Annotated in this window: 20 protein-coding genes, 2 tRNA genes, 1 other RNA gene and 1 pseudogene; 10 read left to right on the top strand and 14 right to left on the bottom strand. The window is 60.4% G+C overall.

The window, feature by feature from the left end; genetic code table 11:
* Nucleotides 1-84: 84 nt before the first annotated feature.
* Nucleotides 85-1787 (bottom strand): annotated as a pseudogene (locus tag E0D86_RS11380) (DEAD/DEAH box helicase).
* Between the two features lie 463 nt (nt 1788-2250).
* Nucleotides 2251-3000 (bottom strand): spermidine synthase, encoded by a 750-nt coding sequence (locus tag E0D86_RS11375; RefSeq protein ID WP_131650149.1) that lies wholly within the window; start codon nt 2998-3000, stop codon nt 2251-2253.
* 115 nt (nt 3001-3115) lie between these two features.
* Here E0D86_RS11375 and E0D86_RS11370 point away from each other — a divergent pair, with 115 nt between their 5' ends.
* Both E0D86_RS11370 and E0D86_RS11365 read left to right on the top strand, forming a co-directional pair.
* Nucleotides 3116-4465: a class II 3-deoxy-7-phosphoheptulonate synthase gene (locus E0D86_RS11370; protein WP_131650148.1), complete on the top strand. Its 1350-nt coding sequence runs from the start codon at nt 3116-3118 to the stop codon at nt 4463-4465.
* A 607-nt stretch (nt 4466-5072) separates the two neighbouring features.
* On the top strand, nt 5073-6521 hold the full coding sequence (locus tag E0D86_RS11365; RefSeq protein WP_131650147.1) for a DASS family sodium-coupled anion symporter: 1449 nt from the start codon (nt 5073-5075) through the stop codon (nt 6519-6521).
* 241 nt (nt 6522-6762) lie between these two features.
* Here the strand turns inward: E0D86_RS11365 and efp are convergent, their stop codons facing one another.
* From efp to ffs, 3 genes are all read right to left on the bottom strand, one after another.
* Complete coding sequence (efp, locus tag E0D86_RS11360; protein ID WP_003296422.1) at nt 6763-7329, bottom strand: elongation factor P; 567 nt, start codon at nt 7327-7329, stop codon at nt 6763-6765.
* A gap of 40 nt (nt 7330-7369) precedes the next feature.
* Nucleotides 7370-8509, bottom strand: a complete 1140-nt coding sequence (gene earP / locus E0D86_RS11355; protein ID WP_131650146.1) for an elongation factor P maturation arginine rhamnosyltransferase EarP — start codon at nt 8507-8509, stop codon at nt 7370-7372.
* 302 nt (nt 8510-8811) lie between these two features.
* Nucleotides 8812-8908: signal recognition particle sRNA small type (ffs, locus tag E0D86_RS11350), an RNA gene on the bottom strand.
* A 463-nt stretch (nt 8909-9371) separates the two neighbouring features.
* Between ffs and E0D86_RS11345 the strand changes: the two genes are divergently transcribed.
* Nucleotides 9372-10358, top strand: a complete 987-nt coding sequence (locus tag E0D86_RS11345; RefSeq protein WP_131650145.1) for an NAD(P)/FAD-dependent oxidoreductase — start codon at nt 9372-9374, stop codon at nt 10356-10358.
* 66 nt (nt 10359-10424) lie between these two features.
* On the opposite strand, the gene E0D86_RS11340 is transcribed toward E0D86_RS11345, so the two are convergent.
* The 3 genes from E0D86_RS11340 to E0D86_RS11330 all read right to left on the bottom strand — a co-directional run bounded on the left by E0D86_RS11340 (nt 10425) and on the right by E0D86_RS11330 (nt 11823).
* Nucleotides 10425-11354 (bottom strand): ZIP family metal transporter, encoded by a 930-nt coding sequence (locus tag E0D86_RS11340; protein ID WP_131650144.1) that lies wholly within the window; start codon nt 11352-11354, stop codon nt 10425-10427.
* A 298-nt stretch (nt 11355-11652) separates the two neighbouring features.
* A tRNA-Gly gene (locus E0D86_RS11335) sits at nt 11653-11728 on the bottom strand.
* Nucleotides 11729-11747: 19 nt separating this feature from the next.
* A tRNA-Glu gene (locus E0D86_RS11330) sits at nt 11748-11823 on the bottom strand.
* Between the two features lie 213 nt (nt 11824-12036).
* Here E0D86_RS11330 and E0D86_RS11325 point away from each other — a divergent pair.
* Together E0D86_RS11325 and E0D86_RS11320 are read left to right on the top strand one after the other, a co-directional pair.
* A complete protein-coding gene (locus E0D86_RS11325) occupies nt 12037-12804 on the top strand; it encodes a hypothetical protein (protein ID WP_177493043.1) in 768 nt (255 codons plus the stop codon).
* Nucleotides 12805-12929: 125 nt separating this feature from the next.
* Nucleotides 12930-13613, top strand: coding sequence for a glutathione S-transferase family protein (locus E0D86_RS11320; RefSeq protein ID WP_131650143.1), 684 nt, complete (start codon nt 12930-12932; stop codon nt 13611-13613).
* A gap of 166 nt (nt 13614-13779) precedes the next feature.
* Here E0D86_RS11320 and E0D86_RS11315 read toward each other — a convergent pair whose 3' ends face one another.
* From E0D86_RS11315 to msrB, 3 genes are all read right to left on the bottom strand, one after another.
* A complete protein-coding gene (locus E0D86_RS11315; RefSeq protein ID WP_371924069.1) occupies nt 13780-14613 on the bottom strand; it encodes an ATP-binding protein in 834 nt (277 codons plus the stop codon).
* Between the two features lie 110 nt (nt 14614-14723).
* Nucleotides 14724-15206 (bottom strand): glutathione peroxidase, encoded by a 483-nt coding sequence (locus E0D86_RS11310; protein ID WP_131650141.1) that lies wholly within the window; start codon nt 15204-15206, stop codon nt 14724-14726.
* Nucleotides 15207-15239: 33 nt separating this feature from the next.
* Nucleotides 15240-15638, bottom strand: a complete 399-nt coding sequence (gene msrB / locus E0D86_RS11305; RefSeq protein WP_131650140.1) for a peptide-methionine (R)-S-oxide reductase MsrB — start codon at nt 15636-15638, stop codon at nt 15240-15242.
* A gap of 46 nt (nt 15639-15684) precedes the next feature.
* Here msrB and E0D86_RS21395 point away from each other — a divergent pair, with 46 nt between their 5' ends.
* The 5 genes from E0D86_RS21395 to E0D86_RS11285 all read left to right on the top strand — a co-directional run bounded on the left by E0D86_RS21395 (nt 15685) and on the right by E0D86_RS11285 (nt 19501).
* On the top strand, nt 15685-15972 hold the full coding sequence (locus E0D86_RS21395; RefSeq protein ID WP_165914233.1) for a hypothetical protein: 288 nt from the start codon (nt 15685-15687) through the stop codon (nt 15970-15972).
* Nucleotides 15973-16095: 123 nt separating this feature from the next.
* The gene (locus tag E0D86_RS11300) at nt 16096-17307 is read left to right on the top strand and encodes a pyridoxal phosphate-dependent aminotransferase (RefSeq protein ID WP_131650139.1); all 1212 of its coding nucleotides are present in this window, start codon (nt 16096-16098) and stop codon (nt 17305-17307) included.
* A gap of 4 nt (nt 17308-17311) precedes the next feature.
* Nucleotides 17312-17749 carry a hypothetical protein gene (locus E0D86_RS11295; RefSeq protein ID WP_131650138.1) on the top strand — a complete coding sequence of 146 codons (438 nt, stop codon included), beginning with the start codon at nt 17312-17314 and terminating at the stop codon, nt 17747-17749.
* Between the two features lie 120 nt (nt 17750-17869).
* On the top strand, nt 17870-18742 hold the full coding sequence (gene htpX / locus E0D86_RS11290; protein ID WP_131650137.1) for a protease HtpX: 873 nt from the start codon (nt 17870-17872) through the stop codon (nt 18740-18742).
* Nucleotides 18743-18856: 114 nt separating this feature from the next.
* The gene (locus E0D86_RS11285; RefSeq protein ID WP_131650136.1) at nt 18857-19501 is read left to right on the top strand and encodes a DUF2959 domain-containing protein; all 645 of its coding nucleotides are present in this window, start codon (nt 18857-18859) and stop codon (nt 19499-19501) included.
* Between the two features lie 48 nt (nt 19502-19549).
* Here E0D86_RS11285 and E0D86_RS11280 read toward each other — a convergent pair whose 3' ends face one another.
* The 3 genes from E0D86_RS11280 to E0D86_RS11270 form a co-directional block, all read right to left on the bottom strand.
* Complete coding sequence (locus tag E0D86_RS11280; protein ID WP_131650135.1) at nt 19550-20209, bottom strand: thiopurine S-methyltransferase; 660 nt, start codon at nt 20207-20209, stop codon at nt 19550-19552.
* Between the two features lie 68 nt (nt 20210-20277).
* Complete coding sequence (locus E0D86_RS11275; RefSeq protein WP_131650134.1) at nt 20278-21690, bottom strand: sigma-54 dependent transcriptional regulator; 1413 nt, start codon at nt 21688-21690, stop codon at nt 20278-20280.
* 5 nt (nt 21691-21695) lie between these two features.
* Nucleotides 21696-22802: a PAS domain-containing sensor histidine kinase gene (locus E0D86_RS11270; RefSeq protein ID WP_131650511.1), complete on the bottom strand. Its 1107-nt coding sequence runs from the start codon at nt 22800-22802 to the stop codon at nt 21696-21698.
* Nucleotides 22803-22913 lie beyond the last annotated feature (111 nt).

The following is a 22913-nucleotide window of genomic DNA, read 5'->3' as shown; positions in this document are numbered from 1 at the left end:
AAAAAAAGGTGGACCGAAGCCCACCCTTTTATTTTTCTAGCTAGCGAGAGGCTTTAACTTAAAGCGCTTCGCTGTGGTTAGGCATCAATCCTCGCGATAGCGACGCAGCTTGAGCTGCTTGCCGCCGACGCGGGTGTCCTTGAGTTTGCCGAGCAGACGCTCCAGTCCTTCTTCCGGCAGCTCGACCAGGCTGAAGCTGTCACGCACCTGGATGCGGCCGATGGCTTCGCGGGCCAGGCCGCCTTCATTGAGGATGGCGCCGAGCAGGTTGCGGGCAGCGATGCCATCGCGGGCGCCTAGGGGAGTACGGCAACGGGCGCGACCTTCGGCCAGGGGAATCGGGGCGCGACGCTCACGGTCACCGCTGCGCTCTGGACGATCGGAACGCTCAGCGCGTTCGCGCGGGCTGCTGGTCGGGACCAGCGGCTGTTCTTTTTCCACTTCGGCCAGGGTCAGCGCTTGACCATTGGTGGCCTTGCGCAGCAGCGCAGCGGCCAGGGCGCGCGGGCTGCAGCCGATATCGGCAACCAGCTTGTCGAGCAGTTCGCCATGGCTGGCTTCGGCATCAGCTACCAGCGGCGACAGGCTGTTGGTGAGTTTCTTGATGCGCGCATCCAACACCTGCTGGGCGTTAGGCAGACGGGCCTCGGCAACCTTCTGGTTGGTGACGCGCTCGATGACCTGCAGCATGCGGCGTTCACGGGGAGTGACCAGCAGCAGTGCGCGACCCTCGCGACCAGCACGACCGGTACGGCCGATGCGATGCACGTAGGATTCCGGATCGTACGGCATGTCCACGTTGAAAACGTGGGTGATACGGGCCACGTCCAGGCCACGAGCGGCGACGTCAGTAGCGACGACGATGTCCAGACGACCATCCTTGAGCGATTCGATTACGCGCTCGCGCTGATTCTGAGCGATGTCGCCATTCAGTGCGGCAGCCTTGTAGCCCTTGGCTTCCAACGCAGCGGCCAGATCAAGAGTGGCTTGTTTGGTACGTACGAAGGCGATCAGCGCGTCGAAATCTTCGACTTCCAGCAAACGCAGCACGGCCGGGATTTTCTGGTCGGCATGAACCATCAGGTGCGCCTGCTCGATGCGGGCGACGGTCTGGGTCTTAGCGGCGATCTTGATGTGCTGCGGCTCGCGCAGGTGCTTCTCGGCGATGGCGCGGATGGAGTGCGGCAGGGTCGCGGAGAACAGCACGCTCTGGCGGCTTTCCGGCATGGCTTCGAAAATGACTTCGAGGTCGTCCATAAAGCCCAGCTTGAGCATTTCGTCGGCTTCGTCGAGTACCAAGTACTGGATGGTCGACAGCAGCGCGCTGTTGCGGCTCAGGTGGTCGACCAGACGGCCGGGGGTGGCAACGATGATTTGCGCACCTTGGCGGATGGCCTTGAGCTGCGGGCCCATTGGCGCACCACCGTAGACGGCGACAACGCCGACGCCGGGCATCTGCTTGGAATAGGTTTCGAACGCGGTAGCGACCTGCAGGGCGAGTTCGCGGGTTGGCGCGAGGATCAGCGCCTGCGGCTCACGCTTGGCCGGATCGATTTTGGACAGAATGGGCAGCGCGAAGGCTGCGGTCTTGCCGGTACCGGTCTGGGCCTGGCCGATCATGTCGTGGCCGCCGAGAATTACCGGGATAGCCTGGCTCTGGATCGCCGAAGGCTCTTCGTAGCCCACCGCGATAACGGCAGCGAGTACAGAGGGATGAATACCGAGTGCGGCAAAGCCGCCGATTTCCTGGGTCATGGGTCTTTTCCTGATGCTCCGCAAAGACCCATGTTCCGAAGCTGCGCATGCCATGCAAAACCCGAAGGTCACCCTGGCAGCCTGGTCGGCGGGGTTTGCGAAAACGTATTGAATGATGAATCGTCTAGGACAGCCGCGAGAAGCGGACAGCAGCCGAAGCAGCGCTTCGTGTGTTGCAGTACCTGAACGCAGGCTGGGTTTCAGCCGGCGCGTACTATACCGGAATTCTGTGAAGCTGTGCGCGCAATTTGTCTTGTGGGTTAAGTTCGTAGCGACTCGGCGGGGAACCGCGTTTTGCTTTGGCTATGTCTGCGTTAAGTGTTGGGGTAGGTGCAAAGCCGTAGGGTGGGCCGGGCGGCGTTCCGCTTCAGCCCACCAATGCAGTCATCGTGGGCTAAAGCCCACCCTACAAGGCTCGGAGCCTTCCCGAACCCATCGGCAATAGCTACCTTTGCTTTTCGCCTCAGGGCGGCGCGAGGCTGCGACACCCTACTTTTAACTGGCTGGTCGTAGCGCATCGATTAGTGAATCCAGTGAATAACCAAGACGTGGTGCCAGGGTCGCGGCGCGCTCGCGCAAGGCGGCTATATCGAGCATCTGTTCCAGATCGGCCGGAACGAACAGTACGACATTGCCCTCCTTCACCGGGCACTCCCAATAATGGCGGTGGAACAGACCACGCAGCAGGGCAGCACCAAGCGGTTTGTCTTCGTCAGTGCCCCACTGATTGATGATCAGCCAACCGTCTGGGCTCAGCTTCTGCTGACACCGCTCGAGAAAGCGCCATGCCAGATGCGCCGCGGCCGGGCCCACATCGGTGTAGAGATCGACGAATATCAGATCGGCGGTTTCGGCCGAGTCGAGCAGCTCCACCGCATCACCGATGCGCATGTAGAGCCGCGAGTCGTTCTGCAGGCCCAAATAACGCATTGCCAGCTCCGGCACGTCCGGGCGTAGCTCGATGGCCTCGACATCTTCCAGCGGCAGGAATTCGAGGCACGCTTGAGTCAGCGTCCCCGCGCCGAGGCCGAGAAACAGGGCGGTCTCTGGCTGTGCGTGCATCAGGCCGCCCATCAGCATGGCGCGCGTGTAGTCGTACTCCAACCAGCTTGGGTCTCGCGTGAACACACAGCTTTGCTCGACCGCTGCGCCGAACTCGAGAAACCGGTAATCCCCTACTTCCAGCACGCGGATCAAGCCAAAAGCGTCATGTACTTCGGCCAGCATTACTTCCTGCTTGTCCATTACGCTCACTCCAAACCGGTCGGCGTATCTTAGCAGCCCGATTGGCAAGGGCTATCAGCGACGGCGCAGCGCATCAGGTAAAATCCGCGCACTTTTCGCGCAGAGAATCTATTCGATGAGCCATACCTGGAGCCCGACCAGCTGGAGAAACAAACCCATCCAGCAGCAACCCGACTATCCTGACGCCGACCACCTCCAGCGTGTCGAGGCGACCCTGGCGAGCCTGCCGCCGTTGGTGTTCGCTGGCGAGGCGCGGGAGCTGCGCCGACAGTTCGCCGAGGTGACCCAGGGCCGCGCCTTCCTTCTGCAGGGTGGAGATTGCGCGGAAAGCTTCGCCGAGTTTTCCGCACCGAAAATACGCGATACCTTCAAGGTGCTGCTCCAGATGGCAGTGGTCATGACCTTCGCCGCGGGCTGCCCGGTGATCAAGGTCGGCCGCATGGCCGGGCAATTCGCCAAGCCACGCTCGTCCGGCAGCGAGACCATCGATGGCATCACCCTGCCCGCCTACCGCGGCGATAACGTCAACGGCATCGGCTTCGATGAAAAAAGCCGCGTGCCGGATCCGGACCGCCTACTGCAGGCCTATCACCAATCCACCTCCAGCCTGAACCTGCTGCGCGCCTTCGCCCAGGGTGGTTTTGCCGATCTGCACCAGGTGCATCAATGGAATCTCGACTTCATCGCCAACTCGCAGATGGCGGAGAAGTACCACCGGCTGGGCGCGCGGATCGATCAGGCGTTGAGGTTCATGCGCGCCTGCGGCATGGACAACGCACCGCAGCTACGCGAAACCAGTTTTTTTACCGCTCATGAGGCGCTGCTGCTGAATTATGAGCAGGCGTTCGTTCGCCAGGACAGCCTGACCGGAGGCTGGTACGACTGCTCGGCACATATGCTCTGGATTGGCGACCGTACGCGGCAGCTGGACGGTGCCCATGTTGAGTTCCTGCGCGGCGTGGGCAACCCGATCGGAGTGAAAGTCGGACCAAGCATGGACGGCGAAGAGCTGATCCGCCTGATCGATATCCTCAACCCGGACAACGATCCGGGCCGCTTGAACCTCATCGTACGCATGGGCGCCGATAAGGTCGAAGCAGGTCTGCCACGCCTGATCCAGACGGTGCAGGCCGAAGGCCGCCAGGTGCTGTGGAGTTCGGACCCGATGCACGGCAACACCATGAAGGCATCCAGCGGTTACAAGACTCGGGACTTCGCTCGGGTGCTGGCCGAGGTGCGGCAGTTTTTCGATGTGCACCGCGCCGAGGGCAGCTACCCGGGCGGCATTCATATCGAGATGACCGGGCAGAACGTCACCGAGTGCATCGGCGGTTCGCGCCCGATTACCGAGGACGGCCTTTCTGATCGCTATCACACCCACTGCGATCCGCGGCTCAACGCCGATCAATCGCTTGAAATGGCGTTCATGATTGCCGAGACGCTGAAGCAGGTGCGGCCGAGCTGATAACTCTTACCGCTTGTAGGGTGGGCCGGGGCGGCGTTCCGCTTCGGCCACCAATCAAACTTGAAAATCCCGGTGGGCTGAAGCCCACCCTACGCGTTGCCTCCGCTGCGGCAGTCTGAAGACGCTCAATGCTTCGCCTGTCGTACTGCGGCCTGCCTGCACGGATCGACAAAAGGCCAGCACCACACCGCGCAGCTCTGTCTAAATCTCCTGATGCGGTACGCCATCGTGATTGGGCGGCTTGTAGAGTGGGTCGGACGACGGTCCGCTTCGGCCACCAATCAAACTTGAAAATCCCGGTGGGCTGAAGCCCACCCTACGCGTTGCCCCCGCTGCGGCAGTTTGGAGCCGCTCAAGGCTTCTCCTGTCGTCTGCGGCCTGCCTGCACGGATCGACAAGAGGCCGGCACCACACCGTGCAGTGCTGTCTAAATTCTTGATTCGGACGTCATCGTGATTGGCCAGCACTCGCGCTCGTATTAATTAGCAAACTAATCATTAGTCTAAACACTAATTCGTTTGCTAATTAATGGTTGTAGAATTCGCGCTGCATTTGACCCAGATTTCCTACGCCCTCTCGCAGCCGGGTCATCGAAAGAGGAACCTTCATGACCGATTCACCAGAGAACAAAGGAGCGACCCTGGCAGCCTCCATCGGCCTTTTTTTCGGACCGCTGCTCTTGTTGCTTTGCATCCTGACCGATCCGCCTGGCGGGCTCTCGGACATCGCCTGGTTAACCGTCGGTATGGCGGCGTTAATGGCCGTCTGGTGGGCCACCGAGGCCATTCCGATCCCGGCCACCTCATTGCTGCCCATCCTGCTGATTCCCTTGCTGGGTATCGATACGCTGGCTAAGGCCACCGCGCCCTATGCCAACCCGACGATTTTTCTGTTCTTCGGCGGCTTTCTGCTTGGCCTGGCCATGCAGCGCTGGAACCTGCATAAGCGCATCGCATTGGCGACGCTGCTGGCCGTCGGCAACGCGCCCAGCCGGCAGATTGCGGGGTTCATGATCGCCACGGCCTTCATCAGTATGTGGGTGAGCAACACCGCCACCAGCATCATGATGCTGCCCATCGGCATTTCCGTGATTGCCCTGCTCGTTGAAGGCAGCGAGGAAAAAGAATGCACACGCTTCGCCACCGCCCTGCTGCTGGGTATCGCTTATGCGGCAAGCGTCGGCGGCATCGCGACTCTGATCGGAACACCGCCCAACGCCCTGCTCGCCGCTTTTCTGCGCGACACCTATGACGTTCATATCGGCTTCGGCCAGTGGATGCTGCTAGGCGTGCCGGTTAGCGTCGGCATGCTGCTGTTCATCTGGTGGTGGCTGACCCGTGGCGGTTTCAAACTGGCCGGCGGAGATAGCCGCGCCATGCTGGAACAGGAAATGACTACGCTCGGCCCCATGTCCAAGGCAGAGAAAATGGTCGCAGTGGTGTTCAGCCTGGCTGCGGCGGCGTGGATTTTCCAGCCGTTTCTGGTCGAGTACATCGATGGCGTTAACGACACCAGCATCGCCATCGCCGCGGCGCTAATCCTATTCCTCATCCCGGTCGACATGAAGAACCGGGTGTTCCTGATGGACTGGGCTACCGCCAACAAAGTCCCGTGGGGGGTTCTGTTACTGTTCGGCGGCGGCTTGTCGCTAGCCGGTGTGATCGGCGCTTCAGGGCTCGCCGAGTGGATTGCCGAAAGCCTGCAGGGCTTCGGTATGCTGCCACTGATTCTGATGATCGGCCTGGTTGCGTTGGTGATTACCTTCCTCACCGAGATCACCTCCAATACCGCTACCGCGGCCGCCTTCCTGCCGCTGCTCGGCGCACTGGCCGTCGCACAGGGCTTGCCACCGGAAATGCTGGCGATTCCCGCCGCCATCGCCGCCAGCTGCGCCTTTATGATGCCGGTGGCGACGCCGCCGAACGCTATCGTGTTCGGCACCGGTCAAGTCAGCATTCAGTCGATGATCAAGGCCGGTTTCGCCCTGAACATCTTTGGTGTGTTCCTGGTGACTGGCCTTTGCTATCTGATGGTCGGCTGGCTCTGGGCCAACTGAGCCTCTGACACCATTCTGCAGCTGCACCGTAGGGCCCGAATTCATTCGGCCGCAAGATTGAAGAAGCCGAACAAGCTCGGCCCTACGAGCCACACAACTTTCCGCGCCGGGTTCCGGTGCGGTCGCGCCGAAACAGGAACAGATTCCAGCTGAATCGCGAAGGCGCTGCTAATCCTCCCGTTCCTGGTCAGCCACCCACAAAAAAGCCCGGCATCGCCGGGCTTTTTGCATCCTGCGAAGGTCAGGCCTTGACGCGGGATTTGTACTCGCCGGTACGGGTATCGATCTCGATCGAGTCGCCGATTTCGCAGAAGGCGGAAACCTGCAGCTCTGCACCGTTCTTCAGGCGGGCTGTCTTCATGACCTTGCCGGAGGTGTCGCCACGTACGGACGGCTCGGTATAGACGATTTCACGAACGATGGTGGTCGGCAGTTCGACCGAGATCACCTTGTCGTTGTAGAAGACAGCTTCGCAGACGTCGGTCATGCCGTCTTCGATGAAGGTCATCACGCCTTCGAGGTCGTCTTTTTCAATTTCGTACTGGTTGAACTCTTCGTCCATGAAGACGTAGAGCGGGTCAGCGAAGTAGGAGTAGGTCACTTCCTTACGCTCGAGAATCACCGGCTCCAGCTTGTCGTCGGCCTTGTATACGGTCTCGGTAGCGGAACCATTGAGCAGGTTCTTCAGCTTCATCTTGACCACGGCACTGTTACGGCCGGACTTGTTGAACTCGGCTTTCTGGATGACCCAGGGTGCGCCGTTGATGATGGCCACCTGGCCGGCACGGAACTCTTGTGCGGTTTTCATACGAATATCCGATGGGATTAGAGACAAAACAGGCCGCGTATCATAGCCAATCTGTGTAAAAAAACACCAGCTTTCCGGCTAGATCGCCGTTGGCAACCTGCTTGTGTGTCCAGCGTTCGGCATGGGCGATCAGCTCGGCCTCGTGACGGAGCAAGTCGGACCAAGTCGCCCCGCTCCCCTCGCCCTTGTTCCAGGCATGCCAGAAGTTCTTGAGCGCGACGGCGGCCGCTGGCGCCAGGTCGCACAGATAGAGTTCGAGGAAGGCGTTGAGTTTGCCCCAGTGGGCATCTTCCTCCTGCGGGTAGATGTGCCAGACCAATGTGCGCCCAGCCCACTGCGCGCGGATGAACGATTCCTCGCCGCGCACGGCGTTGAAGTCGCAGCACCACAACAACATGTCGTACTCGTTCTGAGTCATGAACGGCAGCACAGCGATCTGCAGCGCCCCACGGCTATGGCGATCGCCGGCTCGAAGCTGCTCTATCCCTAGCCAGCGTGCGACATCGCCGAGGACCCTACCTTCAGGAACCATTAGTTGCGTTGGGCGTGTATCCACCGCCAATGCATCGAGCCATCCCGCAACGGCCGGGTTTTCGTAGGCGAACAGCGAGACCAATCGCGCGCCGGGTTCTGCCGTTAAATCAAGGCTCTGCAGAAAAGCTTCGCGCAGCGTCGGATCGCACTGGAATGCCTCCCTTCGCGCCATCAGGTCACCTTCGCGAATCAGGCCGCCAGTGCCCTGCTCGAATCCCGGGAAGAAGAAGTACTTCTGCAGGCCATCGGGCTGCATCGAAGGCAGAGCATGACAGCCGACCACCCAGTCCTCGGCGCTCAGGTATTCCAGGTTGAGCCAGAGAATGCGGCGCTCGCTATTGGCCATCGCCTCGATATAGGCGGCGGGCAACTGGCAGGCGAACGCTTCTATCACCACGTCCGCAGGCTCGGCGCCAGGCCATTCGGGCAGCCAGTGCCGCACGTCGACACCGTCATGCCATTGCTGGCTGGCCGTGGCGCTGCTACCCGGGCAGAGTCGGGCAAAGGTATCGAGATCGTCGACCCACAAACGCACCCGCTGACCATGCTCGGCAACCAACTGCCGCGCCAGACGCCAGGTCACGCCGATGTCGCCGTAGTTATCGACGACCACGCAGAAGATGTCCCAGCTCGCTTTGACCGACAAACCAATACTCCTTGAACGAGAGATGCCAGGTAATCGAGCCTGGATGATACTCGCGAAGAATACAGATCACGGCGGGCCTGCGGCCTGCATTCGCCGCGAGGTCGCGCCTCCTACAATGGTTCGGTGCGCGTTGGCTCCTTTGTAGAGGCCCGACCTCGGCGCGAAGCTTTATGCTTTCGACTGCCGTCCGCCATTGATCATGAGAAACAAGTGGGCACGCAGACTCGCCGAATCTCATAAAAGAGGTCGGTGCATCGAACGATAGAAATAAGGGGGAATGAGATCGTCGTTATGGAGGTGAACCCTACCAGCCACACCCCGGCACACAATGTCACCGCTGCGGCTGCTCCCTTCCGGGCCTGACCGGGTTCACGGCTGATCGTTGCGAGGGGACCGGCAGGGCCCACCATAACGAAACCCGCCTGGCGGCGAGCGGCGCCATTGTACCGGCTTATTCCCAACTTACAACCAATCCCTTTACGCGCTAACGCATTGACTCGTCGGGCTTTAACGAGACTACCAAATGGCGGCGTCGCGTCACGTCGATGACGCTGCAGGCTTGGCTTATCGACGAACGAAGCGCCTGCGGCCAGCAAGACCAATGACACGAAGCTTCATGAGCGGGCCCAACTTAAAGCACGCCCGAGCCCTACTCACCGGCCCCACCACTCGTCAGTCCGCAAGGAAATAAGCACGCCGCGCACGCTTCATCGATCCGAACCCCTAGGCAAAACCTACGGTCTGTTTGAGGATAGAGAAGGCATCAGCATCGCCGTTTTGCTCTCCAAACGGCACCAGGACCGAACGAACCAGCGCAGTTGTCGCGCAGCGGAGACTGGCGGCGCTATCGAAAGAGGTAAGCATGAGCAAAGCTCCTATCGCCATTGTCGGTACCGGCATCGCAGGGCTCTCCGCAGCGCAGGCACTACGTGCCGCAGGGCAGTCCGTCCAGCTGTTCGACAAAGGCCGCGGACTCGGCGGACGCATGACCAGCAAACGCAGCGACGCTGGCCATCTCGACCTCGGCACCCAATATTTCACCGCCCGCGATCGTCGTTTCACCGAGACCGTCCATCAATGGCAAGCCGAGGGCTGGGCTGCTGAGTGGTCACCCAACCTTTACCAATCGCGTAACGGCCAACTGTCTCCTTCGGCCGACGAGCAGCTGCGCTGGGTCGGTACCCCGCGTATGGATGCAATTGCCGCCGGGTTGCTTGGCGAGCTGCAGGTCAAGCTTTCCTGCCGCGTGACGGAAGTCTTCCGAGGCGAGGAATATTGGACACTGGTGGATGCCGAGGGAAACAACCATGGCCCATTCAGTCAGGTGGTCATCGCCATTCCCGCCCCTCAGGCCAGTACATTGCTCGCTGCGGCACCGAAGCTGGCCGCCGTCGCCGCCAGTGTCGCCATGGAACCAACCTGGTCCGTTGCTCTGGGCTTCGCCAAGCCGCTCGAAACCAGTGTCGACGCGTGTTTCGTTCAGGACGATGCCCTTGACTGGCTGGCCCGCCATCACAGCAGACCCGGACGCGACGATCATCTCGACACCTGGGTGTTGCATGCGAGTAGCGCCTGGAGCCGACAACATGTCGATATGCCCAAAGAATCGGTGATCGAGCACCTGCACGGCGCATTCGCCGAGCTGATCGACTGCGTCGTACCTGCACCGGAGTTCACCCTTGCCCATCGCTGGCTCTATGCACGCCCCAGCCAGTCCCATGAATGGGGCGCACTGGCTGATACCCATCTTGGGCTATATGCGTGTGGCGACTGGTGTCTGTCGGGCCGCGTCGAAGGCGCCTGGCTCAGTGGCCAAGAGGCCGCACGGCGGCTGCTCGAGCAACTTTGACCAGACTTGCGCCGTCATCAGAGGCGGCGCAGCGATATCGGTAACCGGCAGATCGATGTTTCCTTACTAGCCCAGCGCGGTATCCAGAAACATCATCACCGCGAAACCACCCATCAGACCGACCGTCGCTGGCGTCTGATGACCATTGCGGTGAGTCTCGGGAATCACTTCGTGCGATACCACGAAGATCATCGCGCCAGCGGCCAATCCGAGGCTGACCGGATAAGCGACAGCCAAACCGCTGGAAATGCCCAAGCCCACCACGGCGCCGAGTGGCTCCATCAGGCCTGACGCAGCCGCGACCAGTATCGCTCGCCAGGCGGACAGGCCGGTTGTGCGCAAGGCCAACGCAACGGCCAGCCCTTCGGGAATGTCTTGGATGGCAATCGCGGTGGTGAGCGGTAAACCAACCTCCAGATCGCCCTTGGCGAAACTCACGCCTATCGCCATACCTTCCGGAATGTTGTGCAGGATGATCGCAAACACGAACAGCCAGACCCGGCTCATGCGCTGGTGATGAGGCCCGAAGGCACCGGCGGTTTCATGCTCGTGCGGCGTGAAATAATCCAGCCCGAGCATCAACAGCACGCCAAAGCCGAGGCCCACCACCACGGTCAATGCGGCCGCAGGGCCACTGTCGAACAGATCCCGTGCTGCCGCGAGCCCCGGAAGGATTAAGGAGAACGAACTGGCCGCGAGCATCATGCCGGCGGCGAAGCCAAGCATGCTGTCCTGGGTGCGCGTGGAAATATTACCCAGCGCAATCGCCATCAGCGCGCCCAGCGCCGTCGCCGCGAAGCCTGCCGTGCCGCCGAGCAGCGCATAGCGGATATTGCTTTCATCGCCGTTCTGAAATGCGCTGTAAGCACTGGCGCCGAGCAATATCAACACGACCAGAACCGTACCGATGAGCCCTAGCGCGACGACGGGATTTGCCTGTGCATGGGCAATCCATGCCGAGCGCAGCGTTGCTGCGGCGCTTTGAGTGCTTGCCATGATGAAGGCCCCGATATCGAAATCTTTTCGTCGCTCGTAACTGACGGAGGGGCCGACCGAGCGGTCGTTCTACCAAGCGGCCCCCGCTGCGTACGAAGCACGACGAGCGTCTATGGGATAGGACCGTAACGGGCTCGGTGAGTTTGGCCAGGGCTTTGAGCGATGCTGGGCTTGGGCCAAGCTTGAGCGGCTGCCCGGCATTCGATGTGACAACGGACAGGAATTGCAGACACAAAAAAAGCGACTCTAGGTCGCTTTCTTTGTGCTTGCGATTGGTCTTGACCTTTCGCAGCTTATTTGGAGCGGGAAACGAGACTCGAACTCGCGACCCCGACCTTGGCAAGGTCGTGCTCTACCAACTGAGCTATTCCCGCGTTACATCTACAACAAAAATGGCGTCCCCTAGGGGACTCGAACCCCTGTTACCGCCGTGAAAGGGCGGTGTCCTAGGCCACTAGACGAAGGGGACGCAGCCCGGAACTTCATATTTCTTCCGGCTTCCAGCGTCTGTGTTGTGCTTCACGCTGCAAGTGGCGCGCATTCTATGGAGCTCGAATAGGGCCGTCAAGCGCCTTGCTGAAATTTTTTAAAGGTCGATTAATTGAAGCTGCTTTTGAGCTATCAGCTTGCCATCTAACGCTCTACACTCGGCAGAAACCGCCCGGTTAGAGAGGTGCGCCCCGTGTCCCCGGTTCTGATTGCAGGATTGGTCGTTGCTGGCCTGTTCATATTGATAGCCATTGGTGTGATCAACCAGATCGTCGAAAAGAACAACCTGGAGAAAGCGCGCGTTCGAGCTGAGCTAGGCGATCGCATGCGTCGCTGCGCCAATCTGTCCGATGGTCTACCAGCCCAAATGATGACGCCAGCGCTCAAGTTGCTGCTGGCGCGGCTGGAGCTGCATCTGGGTGAACGACTGCTACAGCTGGACAAGAAGAACAGCACTGTGAGTGCCCGAGTTGACACGCTGCGCAGCGCTGTCGCCAAGGGCGACGAGATCGAGGTGCAGAACACACCAGTCAAAGTAGACACAGAAGCTCAGGCGAAAGAAATTCGCCTGCGGCTGGAAGACCTCTACGCGCAGATCGTCTGGGCCAATAAGCAGAACCAGCTCGATACGGCTGCAGCCAAACGCTGGATCCAGCACATCCAGCACATGACGGTGATGTTGCATATTGAATATTTCACCAATGTCGGCCAGCAGGCTCTGAAGCAAGGCAGTGCACACAAGGCTCGTCTCGCATTCGAACGCGGCATTCAGCACGTCCGCAAGCAACCCAACCCTGCCGAATTCCAATCCCAACTGGCGCAGCTCGAAGCGAACTACACCCATGCCAACAAGCTCGAGCAGACTCAGCAACAACCGAAGCTTGACGAACCCAGCGAGCTGACCGAAGGTTTGAAGAACTTCGAAAGCGAAGATGACTGGAAGAAGAACAACATCTACTAGGCGTAGGCCCGGACGAGTGCACGATATGGCTTGAGCGGCGAACGCATCGTGCTCCGGTGCTTCGCACCTCAATACTCATCCACTCACCGGTTCCGCCGCGCCTGTCCTGCCGCGGAGAAAAATCAATGTCCCTGACCTTGTTCGGTGCCCCACTGTCGCCATTCGTTCGCAAGGCACGCCTTTGCCTGCTGGAAAAGGGTCTGGATTACCAGCTAGAAGTCGTCATGCCATTCACACCGCCTGAGTGGTATCTGCAGCTCAACCCGCTTGGCCGTATCCCAGCCTTCAAAGATGGCGAACTCAGCCTCGCCGACTCCAGCGTAATCTGCCAGTACCTAGAAGAAACGTACGAACAGACGGCTCGGCTGTACGGTAACAGTGCGGTGGAACGTGCGCAGATCCGCTGGTTGGAGAAGTACGCCGACTACGAACTAGCGCCTCTGACGACCTTCGGGGTTTTCCGCAATCGTGTGCTGAAGCCAAGTTCCGGTCACGCCTGTAACGAAGAAAGCGTGCAGGCCGCTCTGAACGAAAAGCTACCGCCGCACTTCGACTATCTCGAGCGCCAACTCGGCGACAAAACGTACTTTGTCGGCGACCAGCTTTCGATGGCGGACCTCGCCTTCGCCTGCCAGCTGATCAACATGGAACATGGCGGCGAACTGATTGATGCCAATCGCTGGCCGGCACTGGCCGCTCACTTCATCCGGATGAAAGGGCTTGCTTCGGTGGAAAGCGTGCTACCGGGCGAGCAGCGCATGACGGCAAAGCTCATCGAGATGGGTAAGAAGGCGAAGCAGCCGGATTGATTCATCCTGCCCCGAAGCCAAAAGCCTTCGCGCCGGGCGGCCCACCTATAAGAGCAGCGGGTACGTCGACTCCGTGGTGGCCGCCCGCGGCGACTCGATCATTCCCGGCTCAGCACAAAGCCAAACACACCCGCTTGCAGCTATATCTGGCGTCTGAACCCAAGTTTCAGAGCAAACGAATCCCTACCCACTGCCGCGCAAACTGATAGGCGCAGCGGCCGTTGCGGTTACCGCGTGCCGTGGCCCAGCGAATCGCATCTTTCTCCAGCGCCTCATCCCAGCTCCAGGTGAGGCCGGCCTGCTCGGCCAGCGAGCCGACCCAGTGCCGCACCACGTTCAGATAATGCTCCTGAGTGAAGGGATAGAACGAAAGCCAGAGCCCGAAGCGGTCCGACAGGGCGATCTTGTCTTCCACCGCCTCGTTGGGATGCAGTTCGCCGTCGATCATCTGCCAATTCTCGTTATCGCTCTGGCGCTCAGGGACCAGATGCCGGCGATTCGACGTGGCATACAGCAGCACATTTTCCGGCGCTCGCTCCAGGGAACCATCCAGTACGCTTTTCAGTACGCGGTAGTCACCTTCGCCCGCCTCGAATGACAGGTCATCGCAGAACACTACGAAATGCTGAGGCTGGCCGACGAGCTGATCGACCACTTTAGGCAGGTCAGCCAGATGATCCCGCTCGATTTCAATGAGGCGCAGACCTGCCGGTGCATGCTCGGCCAGCATTGCCCGGATCAACGAAGACTTGCCGGTCCCGCGCGCGCCCCAGAGCAGTACGTGATTTGCCGGCAGGCCGGACACAAACTGGCGAGTATTATTCGCCAGCAGCTCGCGCTGCCGGTCGATGCCGATCAGGTCAGCCAGACTCAGGTCCAGCGACACCTGCAGTGGCTGTAAATAACCACCCTGCCCTTCACGATGCCAGCGTGCCGCCAGGCTGTTGCTCCAATCGACTGGCGCTCGCGGCGCTGGCAGCAGGGGTTCCAGGCGCGTCATCAGCGCATCGGCACGTTGCAGAAAGGCTTTCAGCTCGGCATCCACTCGAACAACTCCAGATATTCAGATGAACAGGCGCGGCATATGCGTCAGGCAGTGCCGCAGCATGATTAAAGTAGGGATTCGATGCGCTCTGCGAGCGCCTCAGGAGCCGTACGCGACGAGAACCGCTCCACCGAGCGACCTCCATCAGCGATGAGAAACTTGGTGAAATTCCATTTGATCGCCTTGCTGCCGAGCAAACCGGGTGCGCGCTTCTTCAGTTGCACGAACAACGGATGTGCGTCACCACCATTGACCTGAACCTTGGCGAATAGCGGAAAGCTGACACCAAAGTACCGTTCGCAGAAAGTAGCGATCTGCGCTTCGTCGCCCGGTTCCTGATGGCCGAACTGATCGCAGGGAAACCCGAGCACCACCAACCCCTGTTGGCGATACTGTTTCCAGAGCGCCTCCAACCCCTTGTACTGAGGGGTAAAGCCGCACTGGCTGGCCGTGTTGACCACCAGCAGAGCGGTGCCACCGAAATCGGCCAGGGTGGTCTCATTGCCGTCAATGGTGATGCAAGGAATCTCGAACAGCGGATCGCACATGATGGTGTCCCGGTAAGGCACTGCGATGGGCCGTCAGGCGTCGCGCGGCTTGTGATCGAGAGAGGCGGAATTGATGCAGTAGCGCATGCCAGTCGGCGCCGGGCCATCCGGAAATACATGCCCCAGATGTGCATCGCAGCGGGCGCATTTGACCTCGATACGATGCATGCCGTGGCTGAAATCGTCGAGGCTGGTGATGGCCGTATCGCTGACCGGCTGGAAATAGCTCGGCCAGCCGCAGCCGGACGCGAACTTGGCGTCCGAGTCGAACAACGGCGCATAGCAGCAGGCGCAATGATAGATGCCAGGGGTTTTGGTGTCGTTGTACTTACCAGTGAAGGGGCGCTCGGTCGCGCCTAGTCGGCAGACCTGAAATTGCTCGTCGGAGAGCTCTTCACGCCAGGTTTCAAGCGGTTTTTCTAGCTTGTCCATTGGTATACCTCCTAAGGGTCTGTTTCCGTTTCGGTCGCCAGCCGCGTTGCTGCGTCAAATCTCGCCAGGCAAGGCGCGGGACGCAGGTAATGGTTGTTCCCTTGCCAAGTCCCGCAACGCCGCATGGCGAGATTTGCCGCGCAACCCGAAGGGCCGGGCCTGTTTTTGCGCGATGCTGCGTTATTCGTCGTTCATTTGGAACAACCAAACTTCTCTCCTCATGCCTTGCCTCGCGCAAAAACAGGGCGCCGGCGCGGCGGCAAACGAAGCGGAACAGACCCTCTCTAAAAAAGGCGGATCTGTACCTTTTCCGGTGATCGGGCCGCACGTATGATGCGTTGCTCTTAGACGCCTAGTCTGGCAGCGGGGTTTCAGGCTGCCAAGGCGCCCGGGTTCATGCCAAACGTCGCCAGCCAAAGAGAGCCGGGCACGTCTTCACTTCGGGACACTCAGGATCATGCAGGTCAGCAAATCGAACAAGCTCGCCAATGTCTGCTATGACATCCGCGGGCCGGTGCTCAAGCACGCCAAACGACTGGAAGAGGAAGGTCATCGCATCCTCAAGCTGAACATCGGCAATCCGGCGCCGTTCGGTTTCGAAGCCCCCGAAGAAATCCTTCAGGACGTGATCCGCAACCTGCCCACCGCGCAAGGTTACAGTGATTCCAAAGGTCTGTTCAGCGCGCGCAAGGCCATCATGCAGTACTACCAGCAGAAGCAGGTAGAAGGCGTGACCATCGAAGACATCTACCTCGGCAACGGCGTGTCCGAGCTGATCGTGATGTCCATGCAGGCGCTGCTCAATAACGGTGACGAGGTACTGATCCCAGCCCCGGATTACCCACTCTGGACCGCCGCCGTGAGCCTGGCGGGCGGCAAACCGGTGCACTACCTCTGCGACGAGCAGGCCAATTGGTGGCCGGATCTGGCGGATATCAAGGCCAAGATCACGCCGAACACCAAGGCGCTGGTACTGATCAACCCGAACAACCCGACCGGCGCGGTCTACCCTCGCGAAGTGCTCGAGGGGATGGTCGAACTGGCGCGCCAGCACAAACTGGTGCTGTTCTCCGATGAAATCTACGACAAGATTCTGTATGACGATGCCGTACATATCTGCACCGCTTCGCTTGCACCGGACGTGCTCTGCCTGACCTTCAACGGCCTGTCCAAGTCCTACCGGATCGCCGGTTTCCGCTCAGGCTGGGTGGTCATTTCAGGTCCCAAGCACAAGGCGCAAAGCTATATTGAAGGCCTCGACATCCTGGCCAACATGCGCCTGTGCGCAAACGTGCCGTCGCAGCACGCGATCCAGACCGCATTAGGCGGATATCAGAGCATCAACGACCTGGTGCTGCCGCCGGGCCGGCTGCTCGAACAGCGCAACCGCACCTGGGAACTGCTCAACGACATCCCCGGCGTCAGCTGCGTAAAACCGATGGGTGCGCTCTATGCCTTCCCCCGCATCGATCCGAAGATCTGCCCGATCCACAATGACGAGAAGTTCGTACTCGACCTGCTGTTGTCCGAGAAGCTGCTGATCGTTCAGGGCACTGCCTTCAACTGGCCTTGGCCGGATCATTTCCGCGTGGTCACGCTACCGCGGGTCGATGATTTGGAACAGGCGATCGGTCGCATCGGTAGTTTCCTTAAGACCTACAGCCAGTAGCTGAATGGATCTACAGATCGACGACTTCCAGCGAGATGCCGCGGCCGGGCTATTGATGCTTTACCAAGCCTTTCCGCGGAAGATCACGCTATACGTGGAAGACCTGATCGGCCATGAAGAGCCCGACGAATTCGGCCTGCCCAGCAAGCGACACCAAAGCTGCCTTGCAGCACTGCTGTGGTTAGCCGAAGAAGGTTACCTACGCTTCGAAAGCACCATTCAGTTCCTGGCCATCGACCAGGCGGTGCTTACCGAAAAGGCCTTCCTGCGCTTGACCAGTGCCGTTCCCAACGTCGCGCAGGCTGACGAAACATTACCTCCCAGCGTGCACCGGGTACGCTCGAGCCTGGCACACCAAATGCGCCAGGCGCTACGCGACGGCCATGGCGAACGACTGGCGCACCTGACCCGTGAGCTTTTCACTAGCTCGCTCTCCAGCTGACCCTGAGCGCACCCGCACCATAGGCGACATAGCTTGAAATAGTCGCTCGGTTGAATAGCGCCGACCGGCACCTTATATAGCCTATCGTTCCTTATTGTTCCCCTTGGAGTCTGCCGCAACATGATGCGCATTTTCTTGTTTCTGGCCACCAACCTGGCTGTACTGGTCGTTGCCAGCGTCACCCTGAAGCTACTCGGGGTGGATCGCTATACGGGTCAGAACTACGGCAGCCTGCTGGCTTTCTGTGCGGTATTCGGCTTCGCTGGAGCACTTATTTCGCTGTTCATTTCCAAGTGGATGGCGAAGATGAGTACCCGCACCGAGATCATCAGCCAGCCTCGCACCCGCCATGAACAGTGGTTGCTACAAACCGTCGAACAGCTTTCCCGCGACGCCGGCATCAAGATGCCTGAAGTGGGTATTTTCCCCGCCTACGAAGCCAACGCCTTCGCCACCGGCTGGAACAAGAACGACGCGCTGGTAGCGGTCAGCCAGGGTCTGCTCGAGCGCTTCTCGCCCGACGAGGTGAAGGCGGTACTGGCGCATGAAATAGGACACGTGGCCAATGGCGACATGGTTACACTCGCGTTGATACAAGGCGTGGTGAATACCTTCGTCATGTTCTTCGCGCGGATCTTCGGTAACTTCGTCGACAAGGCGATTCTCAAGAACGAAGACGGCCACGGTATCGGCTACTTCGTCGCCACCATTTTCGCCGAACTGGTACTAGGTATCCTCGCCAGCATCATCGTCATGTGGTTCTCGCGCAAACGTGAGTTCCGCGCCGACGAGGCAGGCGCACAGCTGGCCGGCACCTCCGCCATGATCGGCGCCCTCCAGCGCCTGCGTGCGGAACAGGGCGTGCCGGTAGACATGCCGGACAGCCTCAAGGCCTTCAGCATCAACGGTGCTCTGCGCAACGGCCTGGCCGGACTGCTGATGACCCACCCATCGCTGGAAGATCGTATCGAAGCCCTGCGTCAGCGCGGCTAATCGAGCGCGGCGGGACAAGGGCGGCTTAGGCCGCCCTTTTTTTCGCCCAGGCTTTGCACATAGAGGCTGTATGCCTGTCGAACCAAGCGCATTCATCGAACAAGGAACATCACCATGCGCCGCTTCCTCCTGCTCGGTTTCGCCCTGCTCGCCCTGATTGGCTGCCAGAGCGCCTACTACTCCGCGATGGAAAAGGTCGGGTTGCACAAGCGCGACATTCTAGTGGACCGCGTTGAAGATGCCCGCGATTCCCAGCAACAGGCCAAGGAACAATTCAAGGACGCCCTGGAGCGCTATCGCAGCGTGGTGCAGGTTCAAGGTGGTGAGCTGGAAGAGCGCTACGAGGCGCTCAACAGCGAATTCGAAGCCAGCGAGAGCAGCGCGCGCGATGTGCGAAACAGGATCGAGGCGGTCGAGGACGTCGCCAATGCATTGTTCAGGGAGTGGAAACAAGAACTTGGTGAATACAACAATGCGAGCCTGAAGGCAGCCAGCGCCAAGGATCTGGAACGCACCCAGAAAGACTATCGAGTGCTACTGCAACGCATGAAGGCGGCGGAAAAGCGCATCGACCCTGTGCTCGACGTGCTGCGCGACCAGGTGCTGTTCCTTAAGCACAACCTCAACGCTCGCGCCATCGGTGCACTGCAGGGGGAATACCGCACGCTGGAGGGGAACGTCGATCAGTTACTGGCCGACATGCAGCGGGCGATAGATGAGGCCGACGTGTTCATTCGTCAGCTGCAAAGCAATCAGTGATGCGAAGGAATTCATGAGTTGATCGCGAGCCTGCACGTTGCAAACACCCTACCGCCGCACACCGAGTCGATAACAGGTCTCCTCCAGACGCGACAGACCGCGCTGAAGAAACTTCCAATTGCCATCCAGCACGTTCGCCCGTTCCAGCAGCTCGACGTCCCAACGCGAGCCCAAGGATCGGCGAACCTCAGCGTCACTCACAGCGAATGGCGGACCGGACATTTGCTCCTGCTCGTAATCCAGGGTGATCAGCAAACCCTGGCAGCTCGGCGCAAGAATGCTCGTCAGATGCTCGACATAGCGCTGGCGCATGGCCGCCGGCAATGCGATCAGCGCAGCACGATCGTAGAGCCCGTCGCAATCAGCAACATCGCTACGGCTCAGGGCAAAGAAATCGCCACAGCGGATTTCCAGCGCTCCGGCACGATACACCTTGAATTCACCACGGGTGCTGACTTCAGCGACCAGGCCTTGTTCGGTAAAAAAATCTTCCACGGCACGTTCGCTCAGCTCGACGCCGAGCACTGCAAAACCCTGCGCGACCAACCAGGGCATATCGAGGCTCTTACCGCACAACGGCACTAGCACGCGGGCACCTTCAGCCAATTGCATACCCGGCCAGTGACGGCGCAGATATGGATTGACCTCGTTCAGATGAAAGCCGATCTCTTTGCGCGCCCAGCGCCGCTGCCAGAACCCTTCATCCATATCCAAATCCTCATGAGCATCGACGGTCGAGCTTATCAGAGCCAACCGCACCGAACGCTCAAGGGTTTTCAGCTGGCATACAAGGCGGCATCCAGGTCCATGCCGGCGTCACGCATCTGGGCAAGTTTGTAGCGCAGCGTTCGCGCGCTGATGCCCAGACGGTCAGCCGTCTCCTTGCGGCGGCCCCGCTCGGTACGCAAGGTATCGATGATCAGCTCGAACTCGCGACGACGTAGATCTTCTCCCAGCGCGCCAGCGGCCTCGGTCGGCACTGGCGGCACTACGGCTGCAGACATCGACGGCACGGCATCAACCGCCATGATCTGCGCTCGCGGGGCAAACCCGACCACGGCGTTCAGGCACAGGTCCTCCGGCCGAATCAGACCACCCTGCTGCAGAATCAAGGCGCGTTGAATGGCGTTGTCCAGCTCGCGGACATTGCCGGGCCATGGATGACTGAGCAGGCTTTGACGCGCCTCGGCGGTAAGGCGGACGTTTGCTTGGCGCATTTTCACGGCGTGCTGGGCCAGCAGTCGCTCGGCAAGCGGCACGATGTCCGCAGGTCGATCGCGCAGCGCGGGCCAGGCGAGCGGAAACACGGAAAGGCGATAGAACAGATCTTCACGGAACCGCCCGCCGCGCACCTCGTCAGCCAGATCGCGGTTGGTGGTGGCGACAATACGAATGTCCAGCGCAATTGGCTTGCGGCCACCTACACGCTCGACCTCGCGCTCCTGCAACACGCGCAGCAACTTGGCCTGAAGCGCCAGTGGCATTTCGGAAATCTCATCGAGCAGCAGCGTACCGCCGTTGGCCTGCTCGAACTTGCCCGGCTGAGTCGCGATGGCACCGGTGAAGGCACCCTTCTCGTGGCCGAACAGCGTCGCCTCGAGCATGTTGTCCGGTATTGCCGCGCAGTTGATTGCGACGAAGGGCTTGTTCGCACGTGCCGATTGCTGATGGATGTAGCAGGCCAACACCTCTTTGCCGGTTCCGGATTCACCAGAAATCAGCACTGTCGAATCGCTCTGCGCGACGCGGGCAGCCAGCGCCAACAGCTGTCGGCTCGCCGGTTCGACGGCGACGGGGCCATCCTGGCCGCTCGCGCCCAGCTGGCCGCAGACGTGCCGAGCAACCACCCCAAGCAACATATTCGGCTCGAACGGTTTGACCAGATAGTCGACCGCCCCCTGGCGCATCGCCTCGACTGCGCGCTCGACAGCTCCGTATGCAGTCATCAGCAAGACCGGCACCTGGGGGTATCGCTGGCGAATCAGTACCTGCAATGCGTGACCGTCCATGCCGGGCATGTTCACATCGCTGACCACCAGGCCAAAACCTTCCTGCTCCTGCTCCAGCGCCTGCAGCGCGGCTTCGGCGCTCTCGACCGCGCGGTAGGCATAGCCGCCGAGTTCGAGCGTATCGCCCAGCGCCTCGCGCAATGCGCGGTCGTCCTCGACCAATAGAATCTTCGCAGCCATGGGCTTCACTCCGAAATAGCCGGTGATAGCACCGCAAGCAGCGGCAGTTGCAAGGTGGCGCAGGTGCCTCGACCCGGCCGCGAGCGCAGCTCGAGCGAACCGGAATGCGCACGCGCCACCGATTTGACCACCGCCAGCCCCAACCCGGTCCCGGTCGCCTTCGTGGTGAAGAACGGCTCGCCGAGTCGTGCCAGAGTCGTGGCGTCGATGCCCGAACCGTTGTCGCTGATACTGATGCGCAGCGCCCAACCCCGAGCGTAGAGATGCACCTTCAGCCGGCGGTCGTTGCCGGTAGCCTGAAGCGCATTCTCGATCAGATTGAGCAAAGCACCGACCAACATGTCGCGGTTGCACAGCAGCGCACCTGAGTGCGCATCGCATTGCCAACGTATGGTGATATCGCCCACTCGCGCCTCGGCCGCCGCACGCAGCGCCGCGAGCAACTCGGCCGGGGTCAGACGGTCCTCCAGCGGCAGATCGCCCCGAGCGAAAACCAGCATGTCGCGAACTTGATGCTCCAGCTCATGCAGCCGGTCCTTCAGGCGCCCAGCGAAGCGCTGCTGATGCTCGGCAGTCAGCCCGCCCTGCTCCAGATGGCTTGCATAAAGCAGCGCCGTGGACAGCGGCGTGCGGATCTGATGAGCCAGCGAAGCCACCATTCGCCCTAGCGCAGACAAGCGCTCATGGCGCGCAAGCTGCTCCTGCAACCGTCGCGTCTCAGTCAGATCAGTGAGCAATACCAGCTGGCCTGGCTCGCCGTTCAACGAGCGCGTGGCGATGGACACGCGACGCCCATCCTTCAATGAGATTTCATGACCATCGTCCCGACGCGGGGCGAAACTGCGGGCGATCACTTCGCGCCAGAGCACACCTTCCAGCGGCTCGTCGAGAAGCTCTTGGGCAACTGGATTGGCTTCTCGAACCACGCCCTGCGCATCGATGACGATGACGCCGCCGGGCAACAGATCCAGCAGACTCTGGAGCCGGTTGGCCAAACGCTCCTTCTCGTCGAATTCGCGGAGGCGCTGCGCGCTGGTTTCAGCCAGCTGATCTTTCAGCTCGGCTACGCGCATCTGCAGCAGCTGCTGGGATTCGCTCAACCGGCCGGACATGCGGGTAAACAACTCGAGCGATTGCTCAAGCTCTTCGCTCGCGGTCGTTTCGGCCGGTCGCCGGGAAGCCGATGAGGAGAATGCTGAAGTCACTGGCACGCGTATCCGTCA

The sequence above is a fragment of the Pseudomonas sp. IC_126 genome, assembly GCF_004331835.1.
GTDB lineage: Bacteria > Pseudomonadota > Gammaproteobacteria > Pseudomonadales > Pseudomonadaceae > Stutzerimonas.
The sequence above is the reverse complement of the archived record's forward strand: the minus strand, read 5'-3'. Positions and strand labels throughout refer to the sequence as shown.